This is a genomic window from Rickettsia lanei (assembly GCF_056242675.1).
In genome coordinates, this window is sequence record NZ_CP172233.1 from 750155 (window position 1) to 770020 (window position 19866).

Here is a 19866-nt window from a genome sequence, read left to right on the forward strand (position 1 = left end):
TAAATTATCTATTTAAATAAATTAATACAAGATAAACAATGATTTTTCTTAAGATACAAGCATTATATTAATTATTTGTTCTTCAAGTTAGTGAGCAAGATAAATGAATAAAAAGATTATAATTGATGCTAATTTTCCAAGCGAAACAAGAGTAGTTTTATTAGGACAAAGCAACAATATAGAAGATATTGAATTTCAAACAACCGTAAGACAACAAAATAAAGGTAACATTTATTTAGCAAAAGTTACAAGAATAGAACCGTCGCTACAAGCTGTTTTTATAGAGTACGGAATGGATAAAAGCGGTTTTTTACCGTTTAGTGAAATCCATCCTAACTATTACAATTTGCCTACCTCGGAGAGAAATTTTCTGGTTAATGCTTTTCCTGAAATAGCTCTTTCAAATATTACGGTTGAGGATGATAAAGAGAAACCAGCTGCTATATATGATGCTTTGGTTGATAGTGAAGAAATTGATCTAAAAACCATAGAAGATTTAGTAGAGAGTAAATTCCAGTCAGAACTTAATTTAGAAGCGGCTGATGATATTGAAATGATTCAAAGCGGTACCCCTGAGTCAAATATTCCGCAATATAAACAATATAAAGTTCAAGAAGTAATAAGAAAAAACCAAATATTATTAGTGCAGGTTACTAAGGAAGAACGAGGAAGTAAGTGCGCCGCTTTTACTACTTATATATCCTTGGCTGGTAAATATTGTGTTTTAATGCCTAATAAAGGTTCGCAAAACGGTATATCGCGTAAAATATCAAACGGGGAAGAAAGAAAAAGACTGAAAGATATTTTAAATAAAATAGTAAGCGGTGACAAAAATGCTTATAGCGTCATTGTTAGAACCGCAGGTAGAGGAAGTAGCACCTTAGATTTAAAGAAAGACTATAATTATTTAGTAAGGTTATGGAATAAAATTCGTAAAAGTACTATTAAATTTCCGGCTCCGTGTTTTATTCATGAGGAAGATGGTATAATACGTAAAACCATACGTGATATGTGCGATCACAATGTTAAAGAGGTGGTAATTCAAGGACAAGAGGGTTATGAAGACGCTTCAAAATTTATGCAGGATTTATTACCTTCAGAGCTTGTAAAGCTGAAAGAGCATAAAAGTAAAACTCCTATATTTACTAAGTTTCAAGTAGAAGAGCAATTAGTTAAATTATATCAGCCTGTAGTGACGTTACCTTCAGGAGGATATATCGTTATTAATCCTACGGAAGCTCTTATTGCAATTGATGTAAATTCCGGTAAATCAACTTCTGAACAAAATATTGAAGAAACGGCACTAAAAACTAATTTAGAAGCAGCCAAAGAAGTAGCAAAGCAAGTAAAGCTTAGAGATCTATCAGGTTTGATAGTTGTTGATTTTATAGACATGAGCGAAGCTAAGAATCGTAAAATTATTGAACGATCCTTTAAAGAGTTTTTAAGTCGTGATCGTGCTCGTATACAAACCGGTAATATTAGTCAGTTTGGACTACTTGAATTCTCAAGGCAGAGATTACGTTCTTCTTTCTTAGAAACTAATTCGGCAATTTGTTCTCATTGTAACGGTAAAGGAGTCATTAGAGCAAGTGACGCTAATGCTATGTTAATTTTACGTACTATAGAGAATGAAATTTTTGAAGAAAGAATTGATGTAATAAATGTTTTTACCAATATCGTTTCAGTTATTTATCTACTTAATAATAAACGTGCTGAGATAAAATTTATTGAAGAAAAATATAATATAAAGCTTAATTTTTATTCCGATCCTAATGCTACATCAGATAGTTATTCGATTGAAAAAGTGAAGTTGTTCAAGAAAAATAACAATAATTTTAATTCTGTTAAGCCGGTAATTCAGAATCATAATGCCGATTATACTGAAGAAGAGCTGAAAAAAGAACAGTTACGCAAAAATAAACATAAATGGAAAACAGCTAATAATAGTAATAATGTTGCTAATGAAGTAAAAGATAAGAGTTTAGAGGCAGAAGAATCGGTGGAGCAAACCGTACGCGTTGTGGAAGAGGTGAAAGTTGTAGAAAGTAATGCCGGCTTAGAAGAAGCACAAGCTGCTCCCAAAAAGACAAAACGTAGATATCGTAATAAAACATCAAATAAGAAATGTCCTTCTAATACCGTCGAAGATACGGAAAAGAATGCAGAGTCTTGATTTGAGGGCTATAATAATGTCATTCCTGCGAAAGCAGGAATCCAGTAATCCTTAATGTCACCCCGTGGGCTTGACCACGGGGTCCATAAAAATAATAAAAAATACTAATAATATTAGTATTTTTAGCTGGATCCCGCGATCAAGTCGCGGGGCTGATAAATGATAAACCTATCCACGCCACAAGGCCTACGCGGGGATGACATAGCAGTGCTGTAATGACGCGATAAAAAACATAAACTTAAAATAAAAGTGCAGAAAAGTTTAATTACAAAATGGTTGTGTATAAATTGTATAATGGTCATAGCGACGATTGTTATAGGGGGGATAACAAGGCTTACCGGTTCTGGTTTATCTATAGTTGAGTGGCGTCCGGTCACCGGTATTTTGCCGCCTTTGAGTTTTGAAAGCTGGCAATCGGAATTTGCTAAATATAAAGCTTTTCCTGAATATAACTCCGTTAATTACGGAATTACTTTATCACAGTTTAAGTTTATTTATCTGTTAGAGTTTATACATCGATTACTCGGTAGAATTACAGCTTTAATATATATTGTACCTTTTATATATTTTTATTTTAAAGATGTTATAAAAAATCGTGACATGCTACCTTATATAATTGCTTTGTTGTTATTTTGCGTACAAGGCTTTATAGGGTGGTATATGGTTAAAAGCGGCTTGTTGAATAGCCCGTATGTTAGTCATTTTCGACTTGCTTTTCATTTAATTATTGCCGTAATTATTTATCACATACTTTTTTATCAACTAATAAAAAATCGTTGTGATATTTTGTTAATCCCGTCACAAACAGATTTTAAATTACCATTAATATTTTCCGGTATTGCTATTACTGTAGTATATGTGCAAATGTTTTTAGGTGCTTTAGTTGCAGGGCTTGATGCAGGGCTGATATATAATAGTTTTCCGCTAATGGATGATAGCTTTATCCCGATGGAGATAAAAGATAATTTCTTTGATCTTAAAAATTGGTATGATCCGGTTTTTATACAATTCATACATCGTTTAGTCGGCTATAGCGTATTTTTGGTTGTTGTAGTTTTGATAATTTGCTTGTTAAAAATAGAGCATCCGAAATTAAATAAGATAGCGTATTTTCTAATGATTGCATTATTTATGCAGGTATCTACCGGCATCATTACTCTTTTATACTCTGTACCTATAATAATTGCCTCTATACATCAGCTTTTTGCTATAATCCTGTTATCTATAATAATTTGGTGCTATTTTTTAATAAAAAGTTCCTAATTTATTAAAAATATGATCATCGATGTCAATACTCCTATTTCTTCTAGATTAGATAAATATTTAAAACGTCTATATCCCTTATTGACTCAAGGAGTAATAGAGAAAGCATTACGTCAAAAACAAATTACCGTTAATTCTCAGAAAGCAGAAGCGAGTTTAAGAGTAAAGGGCGGCGATAAAATTTTTATTAACGATAAGTTTAATTTACCTGTTAAGCAACCTGAAAAATTAGTTTTTACCGACGCTGAAATTAAGCTAGCGAAGAAAATTACTACCGATTATTTGATATATGCAGATGATAATTTAATAGCTATAAATAAACCTGCAGGTCTTGCTACTCAAGGCGGCACTAAAATAAATTTATCTATTGACTCTGCATTAAAATATTTGAATTATAAAGGTACTGATTTTAAGCTAGTACATAGATTAGATAAAAAAACAAGTGGTTTGCTCTTAATAGCCAAAAATTATTTAAGTAGTGTAAAACTTCATGATGCTTTGAAAGAAAAATTGGTTGTAAAAACATATTTTGCCGTAACCTATGGGAAGCCAATTAAAAATGTAGGCGAAGTTAGAAGTAATATAGAAAAGAGTAAAGGAAGTACACCTAAAATTACTGATATTGATAGTGAAAATGGTAAACTTGCCATTACTTATTATAAAGTACTTAAATCACTTGATAATAACTTATTTTTAATTGAATTTACGCCGGTTACAGGTAGAATGCATCAATTAAGGTTGCATGCTAAATTATTAGGTTGTCCGATACTTGGAGATGATAAATATGGTAATAAAGAAATAATGCCGTATAGTAAATATATGTTCTTGCATGCTAATAATATATGTTTATCTGAAAAAATTTTTGGTCAAGAGATTAAGTTAGAAGCAAAATTACCGTTTTATTTTACTAGACGTCTTACATAAATTGCTTCTAAAGGTAATTTGTACGTCGATCCGGTACTCGAATCCTCATGTCAAGTGTACGCTGTGGTTCTGCGTTCCGTGTCTCCTGCAAATTTCTTTTTATTAGCTGCGTTATGTAAGACGTCTATTGATAAATTTGTGGAGTGTTGCAGTTATGATGCGTAGATATTTTTTATTGTTGCTTTTTTTATTACTAATTGTATTGATTGTTTTGCAGATATACAGCAAAGAATCAATGAAGCAGAAAAAGAATATGTCAGTAATAGGTTTTTAAATGCCGTTTTTATGTTTGCCGATGATTAGAAACCTTTATTAACCAGTGCTAAAGGAATTTTTGCTTTAAATGATGAGCAATTAAAAGCAAATGAAATGATGCCTATTGTTTCTGCTACAAAGCCTTTTACAGCAGCTAGAATCTTAAAATTACAAGAACAGGCATTATTAAATATTAACGATAAAATTTATAAATATCTTGATCCGGAAATGTGGGGTGGAAAAGTGCCGGATTGGGCATATAAAATATCTATCCATAATTTATTAACGCATAGTAGCGGTATTGCTGAATATTTTAGTTTTGTTAAACTTGATTTAAATATGCCTAAGAAAGAGATTTACAAGAAAATATTACAATTTGTTTCTTCTAAGCCTTTAGCAATATCTATAGGGAAAAAATTTAAATATAGTAATACTAATTTTGTTATACTCGGTATGATTATAGAAAAGGTGGCTAAAAAAGATTTAGCTAACTTTTTTTATGATGAATTTTTTAAACCGCTTAATATGAAATCTACTAGTTTTGCTTCAATAGTGAAGCCGCTAGAATCCAAAAAAAACATTATTAGTTCTAATTATCCGGTAAGATATTTTTTAACGCCTAATAATAGTAATAAACCTATATTTACTCCTGTAACTGCTGATTTTCAGTTCCTTGTGCTGACGGTGGTATAATCTCAACACCGGTTGATCTTATTAGATGGTATAGGGCATTAAATGAGGAGAAAATGCTTTCTAAGAAGTCGTATAAACTTATGACTACTAAATATTTTTTAGCACAAGATATAGAAGGGCGTAAGTCTTATATGGGTTACGGTATTTTTCTTACTGATCTTGATTCTAAGCGTTTAATGATTCATTATACGGGAAAAGCCCTTGGAATACAAAGTGAAGCAGGATCTGTGTTGCCTGATAATCTGTATTTTGCTATACTCAGTAATACTATGATAAAAATTCCTGAATAAGAAAAAGATAAAATTGACATGAAAAATCCTTTAAATCAACTTGGAATAATTTATTTTAGAGATGCAATCATAGGGGCAGCTATAAAAAATTAAATAGACTTGTTGTATAACCTATCTTATAAAGAGGAATTTGAAAGAAACACGGAACGTAGCACCGCAGCGTACACTTAGTACGTGAGGATGCGAGTATCGGATTGACATACAAATTACCTTGAGAAGGAGGGGTTATACAACAAGTCTAATGCAGATAGTTACTTGGAATATTAATTCATTGCGTCTACGGATCGATTTATTAAGGAAATTAGCATATGAACATCAGCCGGATATTATTTTACTTCAAGAAACAAAGGTAGCTGACTCATTATTTCCTCTTGAAGTTATTAAAAATATAGGCTATGAACATGTAATATATTCAGGGCAGAAATCATATAACGGTGTTGCTATTATTTCAAAATTTCCTTTGAATAATGTTTTTTCATTGGAGTTATATAATAGTGATAAAAGGCATATAGCAGCTATGGTTAATGATATAGAAATACATAATTTTTATGTTCCTGCCGGCGGTGATATACCTGATATCGAGGTAAATACAAAATTTAAGCATAAGCTTGAATATATAAGGTTAATGCAGGAATGGTTAACGACTAACCGTACTAAAAACGATAAAATGATTATTGTTGGGGACTTGAACATTGCTCCGCATGAACATGATGTATGGTCTAGTAAGCAGTTGCGAAATGTTATCAGCCATACCGATATTGAACGCTCGTTATTGGTAGAGCTACAAAATGCGTTAGGTTTTATTGATAGTAGCAGACATTTCGTATCGCTTGACGAAAAATTTTATACTTGGTGGAGTTATAGAAATATAGATTGGAAAAAATCTAACAGAGGTAGAAGACTTGATCATATTTGGGTTAGCGATAATTTAAAAGGTGCATTATTTTCTATGCATTTACTATCAGAAGCACGTGATTGGTTTTCACCTTCGGATCATGTACCATATTTTGTGACTTTTAATTTACAGATGTCATCCCGTGGTCAAGCCACGGGATAACAATAGTCTTAAGGAGTAATTAGTGGATATTAAGTTAGGAAAATATAAGCCGACAAAGGAAGAATATATAAAAAGCTTTAAAGATATGCTCCTACTGCGTCGTTTTGAAGAAAAATGCGGTCAGTTATACGGCATGGGAGAAATCGGTGGTTTTTGTCATTTATATGTAGGGCAAGAAGCAGTAATTTCTGCAGTAGATATGGTTAAACAAAAAGGTGATAGCACTATTACTAGCTATCGTGACCATGCTCATATTATTTTAGCAGGAACTGAGCCTAAGTATGTTCTTGCCGAGCTTATGGGGCGTGCTACAGGTTGCTCGAAAGGTAAGGGTGGCTCGATGCATTTATTTAATGTACCCAACAAATTTTACGGTGGACACGGTATAGTAGGGGCTCAAGTACCGATAGGTACAGGGCTTGCGTTTGCTGAAAAATATAACGATACGCATAATATCTGTTTTACTTTTTTAGGTGACGGTGCCGTTAATCAAGGTCAGGTATATGAAGCTTTTAATATGGCTGCTTTATGGGGTTTGCCGGTAGTTTATATTATTGAAAATAACGAATATTCGATGGGGACGTCTGTAGCACGTTCTACCTTTATGCGTGATTTATATAAGAAAGGGGCATCGTTTGGGATTAAAGGATTTCAGCTAGACGGTATGGATTTTGAAGAAATGTATGACGGCTCTAAGCAAGCAGCCGAGTATGTTAGAGAAAATAGCTTTCCTCTGATATTAGAGGTAAAAACTTATCGTTATCGTGGGCATTCGATGTCCGACCCGGCAAAATATCGTAGTAAAGAAGAAGTTGAGCAATATAAAGAGCGTGATCCGTTGGTAATAATAAGCAAAACGATACTTGACAATAAATATGTAACCGAAGCGGATTTAAAAGCAATAGAACAGTCGGTAAAAGAAATTGTGAAAGAAGCAGTAGAATTCTCAGAAAATTCACCGCTACCTGATGAAGGGGAGTTGTATACACAGGTGTACTGTTAAGGCGTCATTGCGAGGAAAAACTGTAAGTTTTGACGAAGCAATCTCAGGAATTTATTATTATTGCATGAGATTGTCACGCAGCCTATGGCTGTTCGCAATGACGTTCACGCAGGCAGCCTCCTTGCAATAACGTTTAATTTAATCAAATAAAAAAGAAAAATGCAAATAACGGTACGTGAAGCATTGCGTGATGCCATGCAAGAAGAGATGATAAGAGACGACAAGGTTTTTGTCATAGGCGAGGAAGTTGCAGAATATCAAGGAGCTTACAAGGTAACTCAAGGATTACTAGAGCGATTTGGTCCTAAGAGGGTAATTGATACACCGATAACGGAATATGGTTTTGCAGGGCTTGCAGTCGGAGCAGCTTTTGCAGGACTTCGCCCGATCGTAGAGTTTATGACCTTTAACTTTGCTATGCAAGCATTCGATCACATAGTTAATTCAGCGGCAAAAACACATTACATGTCAGGCGGGCAGGTCAAATGTCCGATAGTATTTAGAGGACCAAACGGAGCAGCAAGTAGAGTAGCTGCACAACATAGCCAAAATTATACAGCTTGCTATTCCCACATTCCGGGATTAAAAGTAGTAGCTCCTTATAGTGCAGCAGATCATAAAGGACTTATGCTTACAGCTATTAGGGACGATAATCCCGTTGTTTTTTTAGAAAATGAAATTTTATACGGTCATAGTTTTGATGTGCCGAAAACAATCGAGCCTATACCCTTTGGTCAGGCAAAAATTTTAAGAGAGGGTAGTAGTGTCACTATAGTAACTTTCTCGATTCAAGTAAAACTTGCCTTAGATGCTGCAAATGTTGTGCAGAATGATAATATTGATTGTGAGGTGATTGATCTTCGCACTATTAAACCGCTTGATACTGAGACAATAATAGAATCAGTGAAAAAAACTAATCGTTTAGTTGTAGTGGAAGAAGGGTGGTTTTTTGCAGGTGTTGGTGCAAGTATAGCGTCTATTGTTATGAAAGAAGCATTTGATTATTTAGATGCTCCGATAGAGATTGTAAGCGGCAAAGATCTTCCCCTTCCTTATGCTGTTAATTTAGAAACACTAGCTCTGCCGAGTGAGAGCGATGTAATAGAAGCCGTTAAAAAGGTTTGTTATTATAGTATTTAATGTATTAGCTTAGTTTTTTCGTCATTGCGCGCAACTGAAAGGAGCTTGGCAATCTCATAAAGCAAGATTCCAGAGATTGTTTTGTCAAAACTTACAGTTTTCCCTCGCAATGACGATGTCAACTTTTTTAGGCATATCTACTTTGCAGCTCTTTTACGGTCGTTAGGGTCAAGTAGAGCTTTACGTAAACGAATAGATTTCGGTGTGACTTCAACTCGCTCGTCATCTTGTATATAGCTGATTGCCTGCTCTAACGTTAAAAGCATTGGCGGAGTTAGCCTTATGGCTTCGTCTTTACCTGTTGCTCTAACGTTGCTCAGTTGTTTCGCTTTGAGTGGGTTTACCTCTAAATCATTATCACGATTATGTTCGCCGATAATCATGCCTCTATATACTTTGTCACTAGGGTTTATAAACATTTTCCCCCTTTCTTCTAGATTCCATAGAGCATATGCGACTGCTGCCCCGTCACCGTTAGAGATAAGCACACCGTTACGTCTTCCTTCGATATTTCCTTTATAATCAGCATATCCATGGAAAATACGATTCATAATCCCTGTGCCTCGTGTTTCGGTTAAAAACTGGCTGTGATAGCCGATTAACCCTCTAGACGGTCCGATAAACGTAACACGGCTTTTACCGCCGCCTGACGCCCTCATATCAGTCATTTCGGCTTTTCTCAGTGCTAAAGATTTTACGACTACTCCAACATAATCATCATCAACGTCAACTTGGATTTCTTCCATCGGTTCTTGCTTATTACCTTTCTCATCAGTTTGGAATAATACTTCGGGTCTGCTAATAGATAGCTCAAATCCTTCACGACGCATAGTTTCAATTAAGATCCCAAGTTGTAACTCACCACGCCCTGCAACTTGGAAAGCATTTTTCTCCGCAGCTTCAGTAACTTTTAAGGCAACGTTACTTTCAAGCTCACGCATTAACCTCGCTCCAATTAAGCTCGACGTAACTTTTGTCCCTTCGCTTCCTGCAAGCGGTGAGTCATTAACGCTAAAAGTCATGGATAAAGTCGGCGGATCGATAGGTAGAGACGGTACGGCCTCGGTTACCTCAGGGGAGCAGATAGTATCGGCAACGTTGGCGTTTTCAACGCCTGCTACGGCAATAATATCGCCGGCTGTAGCATCATTTATAGCGATTCGCTCTAAGCCTCTAAAGGCTAATATTTTAGTGATACGTCCGGTTTCAAGTACTTTATTCTCACGATTTAATACTTTTACGTTTTGGTTAATTTTAACAGTGCCGCTTTGTACACGACCTGTTAAAACCCTACCGAAGAAAGAGTTATATTCTCTAGTAGTAACAAGCATAGAAAACGGTGCTTTGTCATCGGCTAAGGGTTTTGGTACATGCTGTACTATAAGGTCGAAAAGCGGTGCTAAATCATCTGCTAAATTGTCTAAAGGATTAATTTTATCATCAAAGGTTAAAGATGCTCTACCTGCTCTACCTGATGCATACACTATAGGGAAGTCAAGCTGATCGTTGTTTGCTTCAAGTGCCACAAATAGCTCAAATACTTCATCGATAACTTCTTTAATTCTTTGGTCATCTCTATCGATTTTATTAATAACGACAATAGGTTTTAAGCCAAGATTTAACGCTTTAGAAAGCACGAATTTTGTTTGCGGCATTGGTCCTTCCGATGCATCGACAAGTAGCACTACACCGTCAACCATGCTAAGGATGCGTTCTACTTCACCGCCAAAATCGGCGTGTCCTGGCGTATCAACTATATTGATACGGATATCGTTCCACATAAGAGCAGTGCATTTGGCAAGTATCGTGATTCCACGCTCACGCTCAAGATCGTTAGAGTCCATAGCACGCTCAGCAACTGCTTGGTTAGCTCTAAATGTTCCGCTTTGTTTAAGCATGTTATCAACAAGCGTAGTTTTTCCATGATCAACGTGGGCAATAATTGCTATATTACGAATAGATGTCATCTTTAAAAATTCTTACAAGTTTACAATAGTTTTTCGTATTATACACTAAAATACCAAAAATTGGAATATAAGTTCTTGAAAAAGAAATTGATTTAACTGTAGCATAAAAATTACTAAGAATTTTTAAACTTTAAAATAAGAGAAATTAATGAACGATAATACAGTTTTATTTATATTTGATTGTGACAATACTTTAGTTGGACATTCGCATAATTATATCGGAGAGAGGTTAGGAGGTTTAATAGCACGTAATATACAACATCGCTTTTTTAGCTCCTATGAAGCACGAGAGCAAGAAAAAGTTAGGCTTGAGCAAAAATTTTCTATAGAGCTGATGGAGAAATTCCTAGATAATGAAAATTTAGGTTGGACAATGAAGAGCAAATAGCACGCCTTTTTAAGAATATTATATAAAATAGCTATAGCATCATTTAATGATTATCCTCATGCTGTAAAATATGCATTAGCAAGGTTACTAGGCAAGGAAGATGCAGCAAAAATTTATATAACATCAGCTTTACCTTCTAATAATTTTGAAGCAATACAAAATTGTACTAAAAAAGAATATATAAGAGAAATAATTAATAATACCGAAATAACTGTCAATGCTGCACAAGACTATGGTATTACAGTAGTGTTGGTTAAGAACAAAGGAACAGAGCATATTCATGAAGCTTTTTTTTATATGAATTTAATGAAATGAACAGCATGAAATTTATATTGAGCTAGAAGAACCGGCTACTGAACCTTTGTTTAGTGATGGAGAGAGTACCTATTTAAGTCCTGAAGCAATAAAAGCTATTTCGTTTGAACCTATTGCTAGTGATTATTATTCGGATGGCGAATATATACCATGGGGAGGCGGGAATGTACCAATGTTAGGTAAAGGTTAAGTTTTTAATTATAGACAAATTGCTTGATGTTATTTATTCTTAGATTAATAAGGGTGTTGCTCCAGTGTCATTCCCACGTAGGCGGGAATCCAGTCATCTTGAATATCATCCCGCGACTTGATCGCGGAATCTCAGGATACTGCCTGTGACACAAGATCCCGTGGTCAAGCCATGGGATGACAATTCTAGCCGATACCGTTTAACCTAAAAGGATCAAGGATGATATACCGAATATTATGTTTATGCATATTCATAATAAATTTCTCAACGATTACGGAGGCACAAAATGTGCCAATTAAAGAAGATAATTTTAAAGTTAGAGTAGCTGTTGCTGATGTACAATCTATATTGGAAGGTTCGATCGCTATAAAAGATTTGCGTAATAAAATCGAAAAGCTTAATCATAAAATTCAAGAGAATATTGCTGCAAAAGAAGCAGAATTTAAACCGCTGGAAGAGAAGCTGCTAAATGAGCGTTCTCATTTAAGTGAAACTGAATTTGAGCATAAAGTAAACGAATTTAATGCAAAAGTTAGCCACGTTAGAAAAGAAATTCAGATTAAGAAAACAAAGCTTGAACAAGCCCACGCTGAGGCTATGAGTAGAGTCCATGAAACAACTATTACAATAATTAGTGAACTTGCTGAGAAATATAACCTTAATTTGGTAATTCCAAGTGCTCAAGTCTTATATGCCAAAAATAATTTGAATATAACTTCCGAAGTGACTTTTATGTTGAATGAGAGATTAAAAGAAGTAACGATAAACTATTGATAGTGTTGTATGGATTTTTGTGTGTCATTCCCGCGTAGGTGGTAATCCAGAAAAATAACTTCAATATTGATACAGAAGTTACATATTTGATAAAATAAATCTATAAAAACTAGTTTTTATAGATTTTACTGGATTCCCGTCTACCCGGGAATGATATAAACAAGAGAGTATTTAATATGGCAGAATTTACACCGATTACAATTGCATACGGGGACGGTATAGGTCCTGAAATAATGGAGGCAGTGCTTTATATATTACGTAAAGCCGAGGCTCGTATTCGTTTAGAAACCATTGAAGTAGGTGAAAAGCTTTACAAGAAGCATTATACTTCAGGCATAAGCGAGGAAAGCTGGGAATCAATACAACGCACCGGTATTATACTTAAAGCCCCGATTACTACTCCGCAAGGTGGAGGATATAAAAGTTTAAATGTCACGATTCGTAAAACATTACAGCTTTTTGCTAATATTCGTCCTGTCGTTTCGTTTCATCCTTTTACTAGAACATTACATCCAAATTTGAACCTAACTATTATACGTGAGAATGAGGAAGATTTATACGCAGGTATAGAATACCGTCAAACGCATAATATGTATGAGTCAATGAAGTTGATAAGTCATACAGGATGTGAGAAGATTATTAGATATGCTTTTGAATATGCAATAAAAAATAACCGTAAAAAAGTCATGTGTTTAAGCAAAGATAATATTATGAAATTTTCCGATGGGGTTTTGCATAAAGTATTTAATGAGATTGCAAAAGAATACCCGCAAATTAATAACGCGCATTATATTATCGATATCGGGACGGCAAGGCTTGCTACCCAACCGGAAATATTTGACGTTATCGTAACTTCTAATTTATACGGTGATATCATATCTGACGTAGCTGCTGAAATTTCAGGCTCGGTAGGTCTTGCAGGTTCTGCAAATATTGGGCAGCATTATGCAATGTTTGAAGCGGTACATGGAAGTGCTCCCGATATTGCCGGTAAAGATATCGCAAATCCGTCAGGGCTTTTAAATGCTGCAATAATGATGCTAGTACATATAGGGCAGGGTGATATCGCTACATTAATCGAAAATGCTTGGAAAAAAACTATAGAGGATGGCGTTCATACAGCCGATATATATAACGAGCAGAGTTCTAGTAAAAAAGTCGGTACAAAAGAATTTGCCGAAGAAGTAACAAAAAGATTAGGACAGTTACCGACAAAGCTACCTAAAGCAGATTATCCCTTAATTGCTGAGAAGCAAGAAAGCAATATAGATTATAAAATTGATACTAAAGAAGTTAAGAAATTGGTTGGTACGGATATATTTGTGAATATGAATGTATCTTCTGCTCATGATATAGCAGATAAAATTAATAAACTTGATCTTGGTAATTTTGAGTTAAAAACAATCTCGTCAAAAGGATTAAAGCTGTGGCCTCGTGATACAAGGTTTGAAACTGTTTCCGATCATTGGTGTTGTCGTTTTATGAATAAAGACGGCACCGAAATAAAGCATTTAGATATAACAAGATTGCTTGAAGCTTTAAGCACAGCAAATATCGATTTTATCAAAGTAGAGAATCTGTTTGAATTTGACGGGGTTGCAGGTTATAGCTTGGCTCAAGGTGAGTAAAAACGTCATTGCGAGTGAACTTTAGTTCGTGAGGCAATCTCAGGACTTGTGCATGAGATTGCTTCGTCAATTATTTCATAATTTCCTCGCAATGATGAAAAAAGGATAAACACAATGACACTATACTATATAGGAATTTTATTAGTAATTATTGGATTATTTGCTATATTTTCAGGAATAATCGGTTTTTTTAGATTTCCTGATTTTTATACTAAATTACATGCAGCAAGTGTTATTGAGAGTTTCGGCGTGCCTATTTGCTTAATAGGTTTTGCGTGCATTGAAGCAGATATTGTGAACTCTGTTAAATTAATTTTAGCGGCTTTATTGATTTTTATACTCAATCCGGTAGCAACTCATGCACTTGGTAAAGCATCTTTATGTATGAAAATTAGAGCTGATAGTACCGTCATTGCAAGGAAAATTACGAAGTAATTGATGCAGCAATCTCAGGATGCTTGATAAAATTGCCACGTCGAAATTAGGTTTCTCCTTGCAATGACGTTAAATTTTAATAACCATATGACAGTAAAGACAGCTTTAAATTTTGATCTCGGCAATTACCTACTTAACTTAATTGCTTTTTTATTGATCTTAATCTCGATAAAAATAATTTTTGCTAAAGATTTACTAAATGCAGTGATTGCTGCTTCTGTATTTAGCTTATTAATTGGTGTATCCTATCTTATTATGGATGCTCCTGATGTCGCAATGACCGAGGCAGCACTTGGAGCTTGCTTATCAACATGCGTATATTTGAATTTGTTGCGTAAATTACCTTCGGATTTAAAGAATATTGAGAGAACTAATATTATTCCAGCAAGTTTAATATGTTTATTGTTGGTAGTAACTCTTGCTTATATGGGGCTAGAATTACCGAATTACGGTGATGATAATGCTCCTATTCATATGCATTCAAGTAAATATTATATCGAAAATACCTCTAGAGATATAGGTATACCTTCTTTTGTTGCGGCTATTCTTGCAAGTTATCGTGGATATGATACTTTAGGTGAAACTAGCGTAATTTTAATTGCAGGAATGGCCGTGCTGTTGATATTTTCAAGAAAGTCTGATGATGCCATACCGCGACTTGATCTCGGTATCTCAGGACACAGCAGGCGATACAAGATCCCGTGGTCAAGCCATGGGATGACAAATCCAATAATAAAATATATTACTAGTTTTATAATACCTTATATAATTTTATATAGTATATATATTCAGCTTAACGGTGAGTCTTCGCCGGGTGGTGGGTTTCAAGCAGGTGTTATATTTGCATCTAGCCTTATTGCTTATGATTTAGTTTACGGTAATCGAAAATTAAGCCGATATGTTCCTCCTAACGTGCTAGTTTGTATTGCGGTTTTAGGTGTAGCAATATATGCAATTGTAGGAACAATATCACTCTTTTTTAACGATAATTATTTAAATTATTATTCACTAACAAATTTTATCAATGATAAGCTACTTGCTCAGCATATTGCGATAGTTATTGTTGAAATTGGTATAGGTTTAACTGTTGCAGCTATTATGTACTTAATTTACAACGTATTTAATAATTATGAATAGTCTATTGGTACTAATTAAGCGTGAATTGATAGTGCAGAATCGCATTAATAATATAATAAAATATCTAGTTATATTTTTTTTATTTTGCATAATTAGTACTGTTTTAATTAACAGTGAAAGGGATATTAACAAATTCGGTTTAATTTTTTCGGTCATTTGTTTATTAATTTCATTAATCGGTTTTTCTTCGGTTATATTTAAATCTGATTTGGAAGACGGAAGCTTAGAGTTATTATTATCAATTGTTAGTCATGAAAAAATTATATTGGCTAAATTTTTTGCTATATTTATCAGTAGTACGATAGGGCTGGTTTTTGTTTTACCCATTATTTATGTCTTGTTTGATAAAACTTTGCTTGAGATAATATTTTTCTTTATTAGTGTATGGATGATATTAGTGTTATCAAGTAGTTTAGTAGTGTTATCCGGTAGCGTGCAATGTTATTTTAAGAAGAATGCTAACTTTGTCGGTACGTTTATCATGCCGTTATTAATTCCGAATATTATAATGACAGGTTTAATATTACAGGATAATAACTTACAATTAATTTTTATTATGATAGGAATTAATTTAGTATTTTTACCGATTTCATTCTTCTTGAGTTCCTGTTTAATTAAAAATATTTATAATATTACGTGATTTTGCTTTATTTTTACTAATGTAGTGATATAAAATAAGATGAATATTATTAATAAATTTTTTGAGCAAAATATATGTGGCAGGCTTTACGAAGGTTAATGGCAGCAAATCCTATGGGATTTTTTCTGTGGTCTATTATCACTAAATGGTATTTAATTATAGCGGTTGCTTCCTTAATTACTTTATATTATACAGTATTGGGCTTAAAAAAAATTGGGTTTATAGATTATTTTACTGACACTACAGTCGAGATATTAGATACAACTAAAGCAGTTGCTCAAAATTGTACTACAAAACTCGGTCCTAATTGGAATCGTTTAGTTAGTTTTTGGAATTGCTTAAGTGATCCTGGCGCATATAAGCATGAAGAAGGGACAGGAGCACGAGTGTTAGAAGATGAAATAAATAAACTTACGCCAAAACAAGCAGATAGTGTTGAAGATGCTGAACGTCCTATAATAAATCCTTATGAAGCACGAGAAAATCCAAATAATCTTAATAATACCCCAAGCGGTAGTAATAATAATCATTAATTTATGTCACTTTAATATTATATGTCGGATACTGAAGATAATAAAAACAAACAAACAACACGTCGTGATTTTATGGTTCTAACGGCTAGTAGTGTGGCAGCAATTGGGGCAGCATGTACTCTTTGGCCTCTCGTTGATTCTTTGAACCCTTCTGCGGACGTGCTAGCTTTATCATCAATTGAGGTTGATTTATCAAATATTGCGGTAGGTCAAACAGTTACGGTTAAATGGCAAGGTAAACCGGTTTTTATCACTAACCGTACGCCTGACAAAATAGCTGAAGCAAGAGCCGTTAAAATGTCAGAGCTGATTGATCCTGAAGCAGATGCAGCACGTGTGAAAGCAGGGCATGATAATTGGCTGGTGACGATCGGGATCTGCACGCATTTAGGTTGTGTACCGCTTGCTAATCAAGGTGAATATGATGGATGGTTCTGTCCGTGCCATGGTTCACAATATGATTCTTCAGGTAGAGTTAGAAGAGGTCCTGCTCCTTTAAATTTAGCTGTGCCGCCTTACACTTTTATTAGCGACAAAAAAATTAGAATCGGGTAATTATTTATGAATGAAGATATTACCCCTAAAAAGCCTAATGCTATTATAGAATGGATAGATTATCGTCTTCCTATTTTTGCGTTCCTAAAGCATTTTAGTCATTATCAAACTCCGAAAAATCTTAGCTATTTGTGGAATTTAGGCTCTATTGCCGGTATTGCGTTAGTGATTCAGATAATCACCGGCGTCATACTTGCTATGCACTATACTCCGCATGTTGATCATGCTTTCGATAGTGTTGAGCGAATCATGCGTAACGTGAATTACGGTTGGTTACTGCGTTATACTCATGCGGTAGGTGCATCGATGTTTTTTGTCGCCGTATACTTACACATAGCAAGAGGTTTGTATTACGGCTCTTATAAAGCACCTAGAGAACTGCTTTGGCATATCGGTATCATCATTTTTCTAACCATGATGGCTACTGCTTTCATGGGTTACGTGCTTCCTTGGGGGCAGATGAGCTACTGGGGAGCAACGGTTATTACTAATTTATTTTCCGCTATTCCGTTAATAGGGGAATTCATAGTTACGTGGTTATGGGGTGGTTTTTCTGTTGATAACCCGACATTAAATAGGTTCTTCTCACTGCATTATTTATTGCCGTTTATTATTGTTGCTTTAGTGATGCTGCATTTAGTGGCCTTGCATCAGCATGGTTCAAATAACCCAAAAGGTATAGATGTTAAAAGCCCTAAAGATACTATTCCGTTCCACCCTTATTATACCGTAAAGGATTTTGTCGGTTTCGGAGTTTATTTCATAATATTTGCCTATTTTATTTTTTACGAACCTAATTATTTAGGACATCCCGATAATTACATTCCAGCAAATCCGTTAGTTACGCCTGCCCACATTGTCCCTGAATGGTATTTTCTGCCGTTTTATGCAATACTTAGAGCCGTGCCGTCTAAGCTCGGTGGGGTGCTATTAATGTTCGGAAGTATATTTGTGTTATTGTTACTACCTTGGCTTGATACTTCAAAAATTAGAAGTAGCAATTATAGACCGATATACCGAATGGCTTTTTGGATATTTATGGCAGATTGTTTATTGCTTGGTTATTTAGGTGGGCAGCCGGCAGAAGAGCCGTATATTACCATTAGCCGTTTTGCTGCTTGTTATTACTTTTTTCATGTCTTAGTAGCTCTGCCGCTGATAGGTAAATATGAAAAACCGCTGCCATTGCCGGAGGAATTGTAAGAGTTAAGTCATTGCAAAGAGATGTCATTGCGAGGAAATTGCATAGCAATTGACGAAGCAATCTCAGGAGTTTGTTATTATTTCATGAGATTGCCGTGCAGCCTATGGCTGCTCGCAATGACGTTTTTTGTATTATACAAATTTATGAAGTAACCAATAGTATATTATAGTAACTAATAAGAAAATGGTATACTCTATACTGGTGTTACTTTTAATTGAATAAAAGAATATATCAACACCAAAATGATACAATTAAGGAGTTTAGTAAAAATTGCAAAATTTTAGTATTTTATGAAATTCATCAACTATGAATTCAGCAATAAATAGAGAAAAACAAATTAAAGCCGGTTTAAGAAACAAAAAAATTAAATTAATAGAATAAATTGCAAGGAAAGACAAAATCTCAACACAACAATCTTATAAAATAATATATAAACTCCTGAGATTGCTTCGTCAACATTTGCAATTTTTCCTTGCAATGACGACTCAAAAAAATTTATGAAAACTAAACTACTTATCTCTATCATCATACTACTAACTTCGTGCTTAAGTTTAGCCAACGAAGAAGTATTACATCCAAAAAAGATGAAATGGTCGTTTGACGGCATATTTGGTACAGTTAATCGTGAAGCAGCACAAAGAGGTTTTCAGGTCTATAAAGAAGTTTGTAGTGTCTGCCACGGTTTAAACAATTTATATTACCGTAATCTTAAAGATATCGGCTTTTCGGATGATGAGATAAAAGAGATTGCCAAAGGCTATATGATACAAGACGGACCTAATGATGATGGTGAAATGTTTGACCGCCCCGCTCTTCCCTCTGATCGTTTTGTACCTCCTTACCCTAATGAGCAAGCATCAAGAGCAGCTAATAACGGTGCCCATCCTCCTGATTTATCGTTGATAATAAAAGCACGTCATGACGGAGCTAATTATATATATTCGCTACTTACCGGCTATACCGAACCGCCGGCAGATTTTAAGCTGATGCAGGGAACTCATTATAATCCCTATTTCCCTGGAGAGCAAATAGCAATGCCGCCGCCGCTTACAGATGGGCAGGTAACCTATATGGACGGTACTAACGCAAGTGTAGAGCAGATGTCGCAAGATATTGTGGTATTTCTACAATGGGCAGCTGAGCCGGAAATGGAACATCGTAAATCTATGGGTCTTAAAGTTATGATGTTTTTAGCGGTATTTACTATCTTTTTCTATATTGCAAAAAACCGCATTTGGTCTAATTTAAAGTAATTGTTGAGTGGATCAGTTTTCCTATTATTGGCGTTGTTGCATGGAT

At 34.7% G+C, this 19866-nt stretch carries 18 protein-coding genes and 3 pseudogenes; 19 read left to right on the top strand and 2 right to left on the bottom strand.

Annotation, left to right across the window (positions count from 1 at the left end; genetic code table 11):
* Window positions 1-103: 103 nt before the first annotated feature.
* The 3 genes from ACHBLB_RS04270 to ACHBLB_RS04280 all read left to right on the top strand — a co-directional run bounded on the left by ACHBLB_RS04270 (window position 104) and on the right by ACHBLB_RS04280 (window position 4363).
* Entirely contained in the window at window positions 104-2176 is a 2073-nt protein-coding gene (locus ACHBLB_RS04270; RefSeq protein WP_475840810.1) for an Rne/Rng family ribonuclease, read from the top strand.
* Window positions 2177-2425: 249 nt separating this feature from the next.
* Window positions 2426-3439 (top strand): COX15/CtaA family protein, encoded by a 1014-nt coding sequence (locus ACHBLB_RS04275; RefSeq protein ID WP_475840812.1) that lies wholly within the window; start codon window positions 2426-2428, stop codon window positions 3437-3439.
* 12 nt (window positions 3440-3451) lie between these two features.
* On the top strand, window positions 3452-4363 hold the full coding sequence (locus tag ACHBLB_RS04280; RefSeq protein WP_475840814.1) for an RluA family pseudouridine synthase: 912 nt from the start codon (window positions 3452-3454) through the stop codon (window positions 4361-4363).
* Here the strand turns inward: ACHBLB_RS04280 and ACHBLB_RS04285 are convergent.
* Window positions 4345-4515 (bottom strand): annotated as a pseudogene (locus ACHBLB_RS04285) (palindromic element RPE1 domain-containing protein); the annotation flags it as partial. The gene ACHBLB_RS04280 and the pseudogene ACHBLB_RS04285 sit on opposite strands and share 19 nt — an antisense overlap.
* 2 nt (window positions 4516-4517) lie before the next feature.
* On the opposite strand from ACHBLB_RS04285, the pseudogene ACHBLB_RS04290 reads away from it, so the two are divergent.
* The 5 genes and pseudogenes from ACHBLB_RS04290 to ACHBLB_RS04310 all read left to right on the top strand — a co-directional run bounded on the left by ACHBLB_RS04290 (window position 4518) and on the right by ACHBLB_RS04310 (window position 8801).
* Window positions 4518-5694: pseudogene (locus ACHBLB_RS04290) on the top strand (serine hydrolase domain-containing protein).
* Window positions 5695-5813 (top strand): annotated as a pseudogene (locus ACHBLB_RS04295) (palindromic element RPE1 domain-containing protein); the annotation flags it as partial.
* Between the two features lie 29 nt (window positions 5814-5842).
* On the top strand, window positions 5843-6658 hold the full coding sequence (gene xth, locus ACHBLB_RS04300) for an exodeoxyribonuclease III (protein ID WP_012150559.1): 816 nt from the start codon (window positions 5843-5845) through the stop codon (window positions 6656-6658).
* Window positions 6659-6680: 22 nt separating this feature from the next.
* On the top strand, window positions 6681-7661 hold the full coding sequence (pdhA, locus tag ACHBLB_RS04305) for a pyruvate dehydrogenase (acetyl-transferring) E1 component subunit alpha (RefSeq protein ID WP_475840816.1): 981 nt from the start codon (window positions 6681-6683) through the stop codon (window positions 7659-7661).
* 159 nt (window positions 7662-7820) lie between these two features.
* Complete coding sequence (locus ACHBLB_RS04310) at window positions 7821-8801, top strand: pyruvate dehydrogenase complex E1 component subunit beta (RefSeq protein WP_014362858.1); 981 nt, start codon at window positions 7821-7823, stop codon at window positions 8799-8801.
* A gap of 137 nt (window positions 8802-8938) precedes the next feature.
* Here ACHBLB_RS04310 and typA read toward each other — a convergent pair whose 3' ends face one another.
* Entirely contained in the window at window positions 8939-10768 is a 1830-nt protein-coding gene (typA, locus tag ACHBLB_RS04315) for a translational GTPase TypA (RefSeq protein ID WP_475840817.1), read from the bottom strand.
* 148 nt (window positions 10769-10916) lie between these two features.
* Between typA and ACHBLB_RS04320 the strand changes: the two genes are divergently transcribed.
* The 11 genes from ACHBLB_RS04320 to ACHBLB_RS04370 all read left to right on the top strand — a co-directional run bounded on the left by ACHBLB_RS04320 (window position 10917) and on the right by ACHBLB_RS04370 (window position 19820).
* Window positions 10917-11156: a hypothetical protein gene (locus tag ACHBLB_RS04320; RefSeq protein WP_475840819.1), complete on the top strand. Its 240-nt coding sequence runs from the start codon at window positions 10917-10919 to the stop codon at window positions 11154-11156.
* Window positions 11157-11517: 361 nt separating this feature from the next.
* Window positions 11518-11661: a hypothetical protein gene (locus ACHBLB_RS04325; RefSeq protein ID WP_475840821.1), complete on the top strand. Its 144-nt coding sequence runs from the start codon at window positions 11518-11520 to the stop codon at window positions 11659-11661.
* A gap of 219 nt (window positions 11662-11880) precedes the next feature.
* Window positions 11881-12435 carry an OmpH family outer membrane protein gene (locus ACHBLB_RS04330; RefSeq protein ID WP_010977007.1) on the top strand — a complete coding sequence of 185 codons (555 nt, stop codon included), beginning with the start codon at window positions 11881-11883 and terminating at the stop codon, window positions 12433-12435.
* Window positions 12436-12611: 176 nt separating this feature from the next.
* The gene (locus ACHBLB_RS04335) at window positions 12612-14063 is read left to right on the top strand and encodes an NADP-dependent isocitrate dehydrogenase (protein WP_475840823.1); all 1452 of its coding nucleotides are present in this window, start codon (window positions 12612-12614) and stop codon (window positions 14061-14063) included.
* A gap of 114 nt (window positions 14064-14177) precedes the next feature.
* Window positions 14178-14498 (top strand): Na+/H+ antiporter subunit G, encoded by a 321-nt coding sequence (locus ACHBLB_RS04340; RefSeq protein ID WP_475840825.1) that lies wholly within the window; start codon window positions 14178-14180, stop codon window positions 14496-14498.
* Window positions 14499-14561: 63 nt separating this feature from the next.
* Window positions 14562-15635, top strand: coding sequence for a DUF4040 domain-containing protein (locus tag ACHBLB_RS04345; protein WP_475840827.1), 1074 nt, complete (start codon window positions 14562-14564; stop codon window positions 15633-15635).
* Complete coding sequence (locus ACHBLB_RS04350; protein WP_475840829.1) at window positions 15628-16275, top strand: heme exporter protein CcmB; 648 nt, start codon at window positions 15628-15630, stop codon at window positions 16273-16275. Before ACHBLB_RS04345 ends, ACHBLB_RS04350 begins: the two co-directional genes overlap by 8 nt.
* Before the next feature lie 74 nt (window positions 16276-16349).
* The gene (locus ACHBLB_RS04355) at window positions 16350-16808 is read left to right on the top strand and encodes a DUF2670 domain-containing protein (RefSeq protein ID WP_475840831.1); all 459 of its coding nucleotides are present in this window, start codon (window positions 16350-16352) and stop codon (window positions 16806-16808) included.
* Between the two features lie 21 nt (window positions 16809-16829).
* A complete protein-coding gene (gene petA, locus ACHBLB_RS04360; RefSeq protein ID WP_475840833.1) occupies window positions 16830-17363 on the top strand; it encodes a ubiquinol-cytochrome c reductase iron-sulfur subunit in 534 nt (177 codons plus the stop codon).
* Between the two features lie 6 nt (window positions 17364-17369).
* Entirely contained in the window at window positions 17370-18566 is a 1197-nt protein-coding gene (locus ACHBLB_RS04365; RefSeq protein ID WP_475840835.1) for a cytochrome b, read from the top strand.
* Between the two features lie 498 nt (window positions 18567-19064).
* A complete protein-coding gene (locus ACHBLB_RS04370) occupies window positions 19065-19820 on the top strand; it encodes a cytochrome c1 (protein ID WP_475840837.1) in 756 nt (251 codons plus the stop codon).
* Window positions 19821-19866 lie beyond the last annotated feature (46 nt).